General features: G+C 73.7%; 9 protein-coding genes. 4 read left to right on the top strand and 5 right to left on the bottom strand.

All coding sequences use genetic code 11. The features are described from left to right. Both ACFV5N_RS18590 and ACFV5N_RS18585 read right to left on the bottom strand, forming a co-directional pair. A partial coding sequence (locus tag ACFV5N_RS18590; protein ID WP_385600798.1) for a phytoene desaturase family protein occupies positions 1–1,201 on the bottom strand: 1,201 nt, incomplete at its 3' end. Then, positions 1,198–1,674, bottom strand: coding sequence for an SRPBCC family protein (locus tag ACFV5N_RS18585; protein ID WP_385600801.1), 477 nt, complete (start codon positions 1,672–1,674; stop codon positions 1,198–1,200). The genes ACFV5N_RS18585 and ACFV5N_RS18590, both read right to left, overlap by 4 nt. A 175-nt stretch (positions 1,675–1,849) precedes the next feature. Between ACFV5N_RS18585 and ACFV5N_RS18580 the strand changes: the two genes are divergently transcribed. Continuing rightward, positions 1,850–2,905: an SDR family oxidoreductase gene (locus tag ACFV5N_RS18580; protein ID WP_385600795.1), complete on the top strand. Its 1,056-nt coding sequence runs from the start codon at positions 1,850–1,852 to the stop codon at positions 2,903–2,905. On the opposite strand, the gene ACFV5N_RS18575 is transcribed toward ACFV5N_RS18580, so the two are convergent. Further along, the gene (locus ACFV5N_RS18575) at positions 2,894–3,460 is read right to left on the bottom strand and encodes a DUF4291 domain-containing protein (protein ID WP_385600793.1); all 567 of its coding nucleotides are present in this window, start codon (positions 3,458–3,460) and stop codon (positions 2,894–2,896) included. The genes ACFV5N_RS18580 and ACFV5N_RS18575 overlap by 12 nt on opposite strands. 111 nt (positions 3,461–3,571) lie before the next feature. Beyond that, on the bottom strand, positions 3,572–4,831 hold the full coding sequence (locus ACFV5N_RS18570) for a glycoside hydrolase family 10 protein (RefSeq protein ID WP_385600790.1): 1,260 nt from the start codon (positions 4,829–4,831) through the stop codon (positions 3,572–3,574). 255 nt (positions 4,832–5,086) lie between these two features. Between ACFV5N_RS18570 and ACFV5N_RS18565 the strand changes: the two genes are divergently transcribed. Further along, on the top strand, positions 5,087–7,342 hold the full coding sequence (locus ACFV5N_RS18565; protein WP_385600787.1) for a WD40/YVTN/BNR-like repeat-containing protein: 2,256 nt from the start codon (positions 5,087–5,089) through the stop codon (positions 7,340–7,342). A 132-nt stretch (positions 7,343–7,474) separates the two neighbouring features. After that, positions 7,475–8,335, top strand: coding sequence for a 3-hydroxybutyryl-CoA dehydrogenase (locus ACFV5N_RS18560; protein ID WP_375065841.1), 861 nt, complete (start codon positions 7,475–7,477; stop codon positions 8,333–8,335). A 13-nt stretch (positions 8,336–8,348) separates the two neighbouring features. Here the strand turns inward: ACFV5N_RS18560 and ACFV5N_RS18555 are convergent, their stop codons facing one another. Further along, a complete protein-coding gene (locus ACFV5N_RS18555) occupies positions 8,349–9,374 on the bottom strand; it encodes a Ku protein (RefSeq protein ID WP_385600784.1) in 1,026 nt (341 codons plus the stop codon). Between the two features lie 40 nt (positions 9,375–9,414). On the opposite strand from ACFV5N_RS18555, the gene ligD reads away from it, so the two are divergent. Then, on the top strand, positions 9,415–10,299 hold the full coding sequence (gene ligD, locus ACFV5N_RS18550) for a non-homologous end-joining DNA ligase (protein WP_385600781.1): 885 nt from the start codon (positions 9,415–9,417) through the stop codon (positions 10,297–10,299). The last annotated feature ends 42 nt before the right edge of the window (positions 10,300–10,341 follow it).

The following is a 10,341-nucleotide window of genomic DNA, read 5'->3' as shown; positions in this document are numbered from 1 at the left end:
CGGCGTCCCCCCGCACCCGGTCCGGTACGTGGGTGTAGGCGACCGCCGACTCGGTCCCGGCGGGGGAACGGGCCGGGTCGGCGGTCGTCATCTGACCCAGCAGCAGGAACGGCCGGTCGGGCACCTGGCCCATGGAGAGCTGGGCGGAGAAGCGGGTGAGGCCGTCCACGCCCTCGGCCACGTGCACCGTTCCGGCGCCGGACGCCTCCGGCGCCTCCCAGGGGATCGGCCCGCTGAGCGCCCAGTCCACCTTGAACGTCGCGTAGTCCCACTGGAAGCGCCGCAGATCGTCCAGCACCCGGGCGGGAAGATGCTCGGCGCCCACCAGGTCCCGGTACAGCAGCGGGGCGGACACATCGGCCAGCACGGCGCGCCGCGCCGCGATCGCCGTGCCGTCCGCCGTCCGCACCCCGGCGGCCCGGCCGCCCCGCACCACGACCTCGGTGACCCGCTCCCCGCAGCGCACCGTCCCGCCGCGCCGGAGCAGCCTGCGCACCAGCGCCGCCGTCAGTTCGCCCGAGCCGCCCACCGGGACGGGGAAGCCGTAGGTCTGGCCGAGCATCGACATCAGCCAGCCGAATCCGCCGCTGCCGGTGGCCTCCGGCGGCAGGTCGGCGTGCAGGGCGTTGCCCGCCAGCAGCAGCCGTCCGCCCTCTCCGGTGAACTCCTCCTCGCCGAACCGGCGGACCGGCAGCAGCAGGCGCCGCGCCACCCGCAGTCCGCCCGCCGCGCGCAGCCGCAGCGCCAGCCGGGTCGCGGCGCGCACCGGCGGGAACGGGGTGAAGAGGGCGGCCAGCACCTCGTCGCGGATCCCGTCCCACAGGGCGTGCAGTTCCCGCCAGGCCTGCCCGTCGCCCGGGGCGAACGTGTCGAGTCCGGTGGCGGTCGCCTCCGGGTCGCGGTCGAGGACCGCGCAGCGGCCGTCCGCCAGCGGGTGGGCGAGGACCCGCGGCGCATGGCTCCAGCGCAGCCCCTCCCGGTCGAGCCGCAGCGCCCGCAGGACGGGAGAGGCCGCCGCCAGCGGGTAGAAGGCGCTGAAGCGGTCGCTGACGAAGTCGGGGTGGACCGCGCGGTCGCTGCGGACCGCGCCGCCCGGCTCGGGCTGTTCCTCCAGGACGGTCACCGTCCAGCCGGCGTCCGCCAGGAGGTTGGCCGCGACCAGCCCGTTCGGCCCCGCGCCGATCACGACGGCGTCGGTCACCCGCCGTGCCCCGCACTCCGCGCGTCCTGCGGCGCGGTGGGTTCCGTCTCTTCCACCAGGTGGGCCAGCCGGTTGAGCATGCCGCGGTGCCGCAGTTGCTGGAGCGCGTCCAGGACGGCGTTGTGGAGCGTGCCGCCCAGTCCGCGCAGCGGGTGCTCGTCCATGATCACCAGGGTTTCCTCGCCCCAGGGCCGGATGTCGAGGGCGATCCGGGCGGTGCCCAGCGGGCCGCTGTCGGCCTCCAGTTCCAGCGCGCGGGGCGGCTCGCAGCGCCGGACCGTGGTCCGTCCGTGCAGGTCCTTGCCGCCCAGCCGCACCGTGTAGGAGAGCGCGGCGCCGACCTCGGGCCACTCGCCCTCCGCCGGTGCCGACTCGCGGGTGCCGACCACCCAGGCGGCGTAGCGGACCGGGTCGCTCAGGATGTCCCACACCGCCGCGGGCGGGCGGGCGATCAGTCGGTGCCGTACGGCCATGTGCGGGTCCCATCGCCTCATCGGGCGGGACGGGTCCCCCGCCGGCGCCCGCCTCCCGGATATGCGTCTGATGTGCTGCTTGTATGGATAGAAACACTTTTCGGCTACTCCGGCAGCCCGGGCGCCGCCCGGCGCCGCCCGGCCCCGGTACCGGCTCCTGCGGGAAGGCACACGCATGCGGACGCGGAACAACGTCGTCGTGATCACCGGGGCGAGCAGCGGGGTGGGGCGGGCCTGCGCGCGCCGGTTCGCCGCCCGGGGCTGGTCGGTCGTCCTCGCCGGCCGGCGCGCCGCCGAACTGGAGGAGGTGGCCCGCCGCTGCCGCCGGCACCGCCGGGCCCGGGCGCTGGCGGTCCCCACCGACGTCACCGACCCCGCCGCCGTGGACGAACTGGCCCGCCGGGCACTGGCCGAGTACGGGCGGATCGATCTGTGGGTGAACAGCGCCGCCGTCGCCGTGTTCGGGCCGCTGGAGTCGGTCCCGCCGGACGTCGTCCGGCGGGTGCTGGACACCGGCGTGCTGGGGTCCGTGTACGGCGCGCGGGCGGCACTCGCGGCGATGCGCGTCCAGGGCAGCGGCACCCTCGTCAACATCTCCTCGGCCGTCGGGGCGGCCCCGGTCCCGTACAACAGCGCCTATGTGATGGCCAAGAGCGCCGTCCGGGCCCTCGGCGGCAGCCTGCGGCAGGAACTGCGGCTGAGCGGGCACCGGGACATCCACGTGTGCACCGTGCTGCCCGCCACCCTGGACACCCCCTTCTTCGGGAACGCCGCCAACTACTCCGGCCGGGCGGTGCGTCCGCTCTCCCCCGTCTACACCCCCGAGCGCGCCGCCCGCCGGATCGTCCGCCTGGCGCGCACGCCCCGGCGCGAGGTGTACGTCGGCCCCGCCGCCGGGGCCCTCACCATGCTCTCCGCCGTCCTGCCCGCCACCACCGAGCGCTTCCTCGCCCGCCAGATGGACCGCCACCACCTCTCCCGGACGGTCGCGGCCCCCGACACCCGGGGCAATGTCTTCGACCCGCCGGAGGGCGCCGCCCGGCACGGGGGCTGGCACGGGCGCCGCCGGACCGCGCTGCGGCGCCTGGCCACCGCCACCCTCCTCACCGCCCTGGCGCTGACGGCCGCCCAGGCCCTGCGCACCCCGGGCGCCCCCGCGCACCGGCCGGCCCCGGCCGCCCGCCGCAGGTGCGGGGCCCGGCGCCGCCGCGGCCCGTGGTCAGCCGGCTGAGCAGAGCCGCTCCTCCAGTGCCCGGGGCAGCGGATAGACACGCTCCCCGGGCAGCAGCCGCCGCGCCTGGGCGGCCCGCCCCGCACGCAGCAGTGCGGCGGCCTTGCGGACCTGCGGGGTGAGGTCGGTCAGGCTCACCGTCCAGTCGTCCGTGTAGGCCCGCAGCAGAGCACGGCCCACCCCGACCTGGATGCTGTAGTGGTTGAGCGCGGCCCCGCGCGGCGAGCGTTCCGGATCCCACTGCACATGCACGGCCGCCCGGGCGACCTCCGCCGGGTCGGCGGTGGTGAGCACGGCCCGGGACAGCGCCTCCTCCCAGCCCTCGCGCGTCATCCGCACCGCCAGGATCCGTTCCTGGCCGGGCTTGCGGCCCCAGTTGCTGCGGTGCATCAGCCACCGGAAGGACGGCTTGATCCAGGTCATGCGGTGGAACGAGAACGGCGGCACGAAGCGGCCCGCCCGCAGCGCCGCGTCCGCGATGGCCGGCGGGTACGCCTGGTAGACCACGATCGTCGCGGCGTCATGATCGGCGCGGATCTGGTAACGGGGTGCCATGCGCGCCACCCTGCCACCCGCCGCGGCGGCGCCACGAACGGTTTTCCGGCCCCCGGCCGACGGCGCCTGCCCAGGCCCCGTCCCTGGGCCCGTCCCTGGTCCCGGTGGTGGTCAGTCCCGGTAGTGGTCCTCGTACACCCGGGTCATGGCCCCGATCGGGTCGCGCACCACGTGCGCGGCCGAGTAGAAGGCGTTGCCGCCGACCGTCGGGTAGTCCTGGCACAGCGTCAGATGCCGGGACAGCTCGGCCGGGTCCTGCCAGGCGTCCGGCTGGGCGGTGTCGCCCGCCTTGTACAGCGCCTCGCCGATGTACAGCTCCACCCCGGTGCCCTCGGCGACCTCCGCCCACCAGCGCACCAGCGTCGCGTAGTCGGCCGCCTCGTAGCCGATGTTCCAGTAGAGCTGCGGCAGCACGTAGTCCAGCCAGCCCTCCTTGACCCAGGTGCGGACGTCCGCGTACAGGTCGTCGTACGTCTGCACGCCGCCGCGGGTGTCCGACCCCAGCGGGTCGGTGGACTTGTTCCGCCACACCCCGAACGGGCTGACGCCGAACGGCAGTCCCGGCTTGAGCTCCGCCACCCGCTCGCGCATCTCGCGCACCAGCAGGTCGATGTTGTGCCGCCGCCAGTCGCCGAGGTCGTCGAAGTCCCCGCCGTGCTCGGCGAACGCGTCGGCGTCGTCGAAGGTCTCCCCCGCCACCGGGTAGGGGTAGAAGTAGTCGTCCCAGTGCACCCCGTCGACGGCGTAGTGCTCGACCGCGTGGCACATCGCGTCCTGCACGAAGGCGCGCACCTCGGGCAGCCCGGGGTTGTAGTACAGCCGCCCGCCGTACGTCACCACCCACTCGGGGTGGGTGCGCGCCGGGTGGTCGGCGGCCAGCGCGGTGGGGTCGTCGTGCATGGCCACCCGGTACGGGTTGAACCAGGCGTGCAGAGCGAGGCCGCGCGCGTGTGCCTCGGTGACCGCGAACTCCAGCGGGTCCCAGCCCGGGTCCTCGCCCTGGGTGCCGGTCAGCCAGTGCGACCACGGCTCGTGCGGCGAGGGCCACAGGGCGTCGGCGGTGGGGCGCACCTGGAAGAAGACCGTGTTCAGCTTCCGTTCGGCCGCCGCGTCCAGCAGGTCCGTCAGCTGCCGCTGGGCGTCGGCGGCCGACTGCCCCTGCCGGGCCGGCCAGTCGATGTTGGCCACCGTCGCGATCCACATGCCGCGCAGCCCGCCGGCCGCGCCGCCGGACCCGGCCGCGCCGGACGCCCCGCGCTCGCGCCACCGGCCGCGCGGGCCGCCGCTCGCCGATGCCTGGGAGAACGTCAGCACCGAGGCCAGTACCCCGACCGTGGCGGTGCCGAAAAACCTGCGGCTGACTCGTCCCACTGCGCTCCCCCAGGAGTGTGTCGTGCGTGCTCGGCCGGCCGGGGTCCGCGGACACCGGCCCCTCCAGCTTCGTCCACTATCTTTGCCGCCATCCGTCCGTGACACACCCTTATGCGAACAACATTCGACAGTTAACATCAGCGTCACGCACTTCTGGGAGCGCTCCCATCGCTTGATCACGTCCCTGTACTCCCCTCACCGCCCTCCCGGCGGTCTCCACAGGACAGGAGCGCCCACGTGCGCAGATGGAAACCCGTGACCGCGATCACGGCCGGTCTGGCCCTGGCCGCAGGACTGCTCACCACCGCCGCCCCCGCCGCCACGGCCGACGACACCGGCGCCCGGGCGTACACCTGGAAGAACGTGCGGATCGGCGGCGGCGGCTTCGTTCCCGGCTTCGTCTTCAACCGCACCGAGCCGGACCTGCTCTACGCCCGCACCGACATCGGCGGCGCCTACCGCTGGGACGAGCCCGCACAGGAGTGGGTGCCGCTGCTCGACTCCATCGGCTGGGACGACTGGGGCTCTACGGGCGTGGCCTCGATCGCCAGCGACCCCGTCGACCCCGACCGGGTGTACGCCGCCGTGGGCACGTACACCAACGACTGGGACCCGCGGAACGGCGCCGTCCTGCGCTCCGCGGACCGGGGGGACACCTGGCAGCGCACCGAACTCCCCTTCAAGCTCGGCGGCAACATGCCGGGCCGGGGCATGGGCGAACGTCTCGTCGTCGACCCGAACGACAACGACGTCCTCTACCTCGGCGCCCCCAGCGGCGAGGGCCTGTGGCGCAGCACCGACGCCGGTGTCACCTGGTCGGAGGTCACCTCCTTCCCCAACCCCGGTGACTACGTGCTCAACCCGGACGACCCATCGGGCTACGAGAGCGACATCATCGGCGTCGTGTGGGTGACCTTCGACCCCTCCACCGGCTCCCCCGGCTCCCCCACCCAGACGCTGTACGCGGGCGTCGCCGACCTGGAGGAGAGCGTCTACCGCTCCACCGACGGCGGCGCGACCTGGGCCCCGGTGCCCGGCCGGCCCACCGGTTATCTGCCGCACAAGGGCGTGCTGGACGAGCAGACCGGTGAGCTGTACATCGCCACCGCCGACAACCCCGGCCCGTACGCCGGGACGGACGGCGAGGTGTGGCGGCTGGACACCGCCACCGGTGAGTGGACGGACGTGTCCCCGGTGCCGGCCGGCGGCGACCGCTGGTTCGGGTTCAGCGGTCTGACGGTGGACCGCCAGAACCCGGGCACCGTGATGGTCACCGGCTACAGCTCCTGGTGGCCGGACACCCAGATCTTCCGGTCCACCGACAGCGGTGACTCCTGGACGGCGGCCTGGTCCTGGGGCAACTACCCGGAGCGCACCAAGCGGTACACGATGGATGTGTCCTCGGTGCCGTGGCTGACCTTCGGGGAGAACCCGCAGCCCCCGGAGGAGACCCCGAAGCTGGGCTGGATGACCGAGGGCATGGAGATCGACCCGTTCGACCCGGACCGGCTGCTGTACGGCACCGGCGCCACCGTGTACGGCACCACCCAGCTCACCCGCTGGGACCGGGACCAGACCTTCACCGTCCGCCCGTTCGTCAAGGGCATCGAGGAGACGGCGGTCAACGACCTGATCTCCCCGCCCTCCGGGGCGCCGCTGCTGAGCGGGCTCGGCGACATCGGCGGCTTCCGGCACACCGATCTCACCCAGGTGCCGTCGATGATGTTCCGGCAGCCGAGCTTCGGCACCACCACCAGCCTCGACTACGCGGAACTGGCCCCGGGCATCGTGGTGCGGGTCGGCCACCACGTCGGGGAGGGCACCGATCCGCTGATCGGCTTCTCCACCGACAACGGTGCCCACTGGTGGGCGGGCTCCTCCCCCGGCGGCGCCGCCGGCGGCACGGTGGCCGCCGCGGCCGACGGCAGCCGCTTCGTGTGGAGCCCGGAGAACACCGGGGTGCACTACACGGTGGGCTTCGGGAACTCCTGGTCGGCGTCCCAGGGCATCCCGCGGGGCGCCCGCGTCGAGGCGGACCGGGTGGATCCCAGCCGCTTCTACGGCTTCCACGCGGGCACGTTCTACGTCTCCACCGACGGCGGCGCCACCTTCACCGCCTCCGCCGCCCAGGGCCTGCCGGCCACCGGCGAGGTGCGGTTCGCGGCGGTGCCCGGCCGCACCGGCGACATCTGGCTGGCCGGCGGCGGCCTGTGGCGGTCCACGGACGGCGGCGCGAGCTTCTCCCGGATCGCCTCGCTGGACGCCGACACCATCGGCTTCGGCGCCCCCGCGCCCGGCGCCTCCTACCAGGCCCTGTACAGCAGCGGTGTGCGGGACGGCGTGCGCGGCATCTACCGCTCCACCGACGCCGGGGCGACCTGGACCCGGATCAACGACGACCGGCACCAGTGGGCGTGGACCGGTGCGGCCATCACCGGCGACCCGCGGGTGTACGGGCGGGTCTACCTGTCCACCAACGGCCGCGGCGTGATCTACGGCGACACCGCGTAATCACCGCCGGTTACGGGGCCCGGGACCGGCTGCTTCCCCGGCCGGTCCCGCTCCCCCGCCGCACGCCGGGTAACGTCGTGGCCGACCGACCGAACCACGGACGACCGGACCGGACCAGCGAAGGGGCACGGCGTGAAGGACATCGAACGCGTCGGAGTGGTGGGCTGCGGCCAGATGGGCGCGGGCATCGCCGAGGTGTGCGCACGGGCGGGGCTCTCCGTCCGGGTCGCGGAGACCACCGGGGAAGCACTGGAGCTGGGGCGCACCCGGCTGGTGAACTCGCTGGACAAGGCGCTGGAGCGGGGCAAGATCACCGAGGAGGAGCACGAGGCCACCCTGGGGCGGCTGACGTTCACCACCGATCTGGGCGAGTTCGCCGACCGTGACCTGGTGATCGAGGCGGTGGTGGAGAGCGAGCCGGTCAAGACGGAGATCTTCCACGTCCTCGATCAGGTGGTCACCCGCCCCGACGCGATCCTGGCCTCCAACACCTCGTCCATCCCGCTGGTGAAGCTGGCGGTGGCCACCGGCCGGCCGCAGCAGGTCATCGGCATCCACTTCTTCAACCCCCCGCAGGTGCAGCGGCTGGTGGAGCTGATCCCGGCGCTGACCACCGGGGAGGAGACGGTGCGGCGCGCGGAGGCGCTGGTCCGCGAGGTGCTGGGCAAGCACGCCATCCGGGCACAGGACCGCTCGGGGTTCGTGGTGAACGCGCTGCTGGTGCCGTACCTGCTGGCCGCGGTCCGGATGTTCGAGTCGGGGGCGGCGAGCCGTGAGGACATCGACAACGGGATGGAGCAGGGCTGCGCGCATCCGATGGGTCCGCTGCGGCTGGCGGATCTGATCGGGCTGGACACGGTGGCCGCGATCGCCGACAGCATGTACGAGGAATTCAAGGAGCCGCTGTACGCGCCGCCGCCGCTGCTGCGCCGGATGGTCTCGGCGGGTCACCTGGGGCGCAAGAGCGGCGCCGGCTTCTACGCCTACGCGTAGCGGGTCGCCGCCGTCAGGAGGCCCGTTTGCGGCTCGCGGTCTTCTTGGCGGCGGCCTTCTTCTTCGTGGTGCCCTTCCCGGCCGCCGTCTCCTTCGCCGCGGTCTTCTTCGCCGCCGTCTTCTTCCCGGTGGCCTTCTTGGCGGGTGCCTTCTTGGCAGGTGCCTTCTTCCGCGCCGGCTGTTTCTTCCCGATGGGCGTGACGGTGGCCTCCTCGCCCTCGCCCTCGCCCTCGCCCTCGCCCTCGCCCTCGCCCCGTGCCTCGCGGGCGGTGCGCACGCTGTCCTCCAGGGCCGACATGAGGTCGATCACCCGTCCGCCGGTGGCCGGGCGCTCGGTGATCTCCTCGGGGGCGCGTCCCTCCAGCTTGGCGGTCACCAGGGCCTCGACGGCGGCCCGGTACTCGTCGTGCAGTTCCGCCATGTCCACCGCGCCCAGGGTGTCCATGAGGGTGTCGGCCAGGTCCAGCTCCGCGTCGCGCACGGTGACCTTCTCGCTGGGGACGACGCCGGTGGCGGGCCGGATCTCGTCGGGCCACAGCAGGGTGTGCATGCCGAGCACGTCCTCGCTGTCGCCATCCAGGGCGCGCAGCAGCGCGAGGGTCTCCCGGCCGCGCATGGCGAGTTTGGCGATGGCGCCCTTCTCGCTGCGGCGCAGTGCCTCGCGCAGCAGGGCGTAGGGCTTGATGGCCCCGGAGTCCGGCGCCAGGTAGTAGGAGCGGTCCAGCTGGTAGGGGTCGATGCTGCTGACGGGCACGAAGCCGAGGATGTCGACGGTGCGGGCGGTGGGCAGCGGCAGGGCGGACAGGTCGTCGTCGGAGAGCTGGACGACGGAACCGTCGGCCGTCTCGTACGCCTTGCCGATCTCGTCGCCGCTGAGTTCCTCGCCGTCCAGCTCGCACACCTTGCGGTAGCGGACCCGGCCGTCGTCGGCGGTGTGGACCTGCCGGAAGGACACCGAGTGGTTCTCGGTGGCGCTGACGACCTTCACCGGGATGCTGACCAGGCCGAAGGAGATGGTGCCCTTCCACAGCGATCGCATCGTTCACCCCTTTCGCCAGCTTTCGTGCCATTCTCAGGCTATGCCTGTCGTCGAGGTGGAGGGACGGCGTCTGTCGCTGTCCCGGCTGGAGAAGGTCATCTATCCGGACGGCACCACCAAGGGCGAGGTGCTGCACTACTACGCCGCGCACGGCAGCGCGATCCTGCCCCATCTGCGCGATCGGCCGCTGAGCCTGCTGCGTTACCCCGACGGCCCGGACGGGGAGCGCTTCTTCACCAAACGCGTTCCGCAGGGCACCCCCGACTGGGTGAAGATCTGCGAGGTTCCGCGCTCCGGCGGCGGCACCATGCGGCAGGTGGTGCTCCAGGACCTGGCCAGCGTCGTCTGGGCGGCGAACCTGGTCGTCGAGTTCCACACCCCGCAGTGGCGGTACGAGACGCCGGGCGTCGCCGACCGGCTGGTCTTCGACCTGGACCCGGGCGAGCCGGCCACGATCACCGACTGCTGCGAGGTGGCGCTGTGGCTGCGCGAGCGGCTGGCGGCGGACGGTCTGGCCGCCTACCCCAAGACCTCGGGCTCCAAGGGGCTGCATCTGCTCAGCCCGCTGCGCCCGGCCGGCTCCCGGGAGGTGTCGGAGTACGCGAAGCGGGTGGCCGGTGAGGCGGCGGCCGAGCTGCCGGGGCTGGCGATCGCCAGCATGGCCAAGCGGCTGCGGCCCGGCAAGGTCTTCATCGACCACAGCCAGAACGCGGCCCGCAAAACAACGGCCACCCCCTACACCCTGCGCGCCCGGCCCACCCCGGCGGTCTCCACCCCGGTCACCTGGGAGGAGGTGGCCGGGTGCACCGACCCCGCCGATCTGGACTTCACCCTCCCCGACCTGCCGCCCCGCCTCGCCGCGCACGGCGATCTGCTGACGCCGCTCCTCAACCCCCGCGCCGCCCGCCCGCTCCCCGGCTCCTGAGGCGGCGCACACGACGGGGCCGGGACCCGGGCCGTATCGCCC

It is taken from the genome of Streptomyces sp. NPDC059853 (assembly GCF_042731495.1).
Taxonomy (GTDB): domain Bacteria; phylum Actinomycetota; class Actinomycetes; order Streptomycetales; family Streptomycetaceae; genus Streptomyces.
Note: the sequence above shows the minus strand (reverse complement) of the source record. Positions and strands in the feature narration are given on the sequence as shown.

What these genes read in the sequence shown, in the direction of transcription:
- ACFV5N_RS18585 (WP_385600801.1), bottom strand. Translation starts at nt 1,674, where the DNA reads ATGGCCGTACGGCACCGACTGATCGCCCGCCCGCCCGCGGCGGTGTGG.
- ACFV5N_RS18580 (WP_385600795.1), top strand. Translation starts at nt 1,850, where the DNA reads ATGCGGACGCGGAACAACGTCGTCGTGATCACCGGGGCGAGCAGCGGG.
- ACFV5N_RS18575 (WP_385600793.1), bottom strand. Translation starts at nt 3,460, where the DNA reads ATGGCACCCCGTTACCAGATCCGCGCCGATCATGACGCCGCGACGATC.
- ACFV5N_RS18555 (WP_385600784.1), bottom strand. Translation starts at nt 9,374, where the DNA reads ATGCGATCGCTGTGGAAGGGCACCATCTCCTTCGGCCTGGTCAGCATC.
- ligD (WP_385600781.1), top strand. Translation starts at nt 9,415, where the DNA reads ATGCCTGTCGTCGAGGTGGAGGGACGGCGTCTGTCGCTGTCCCGGCTG.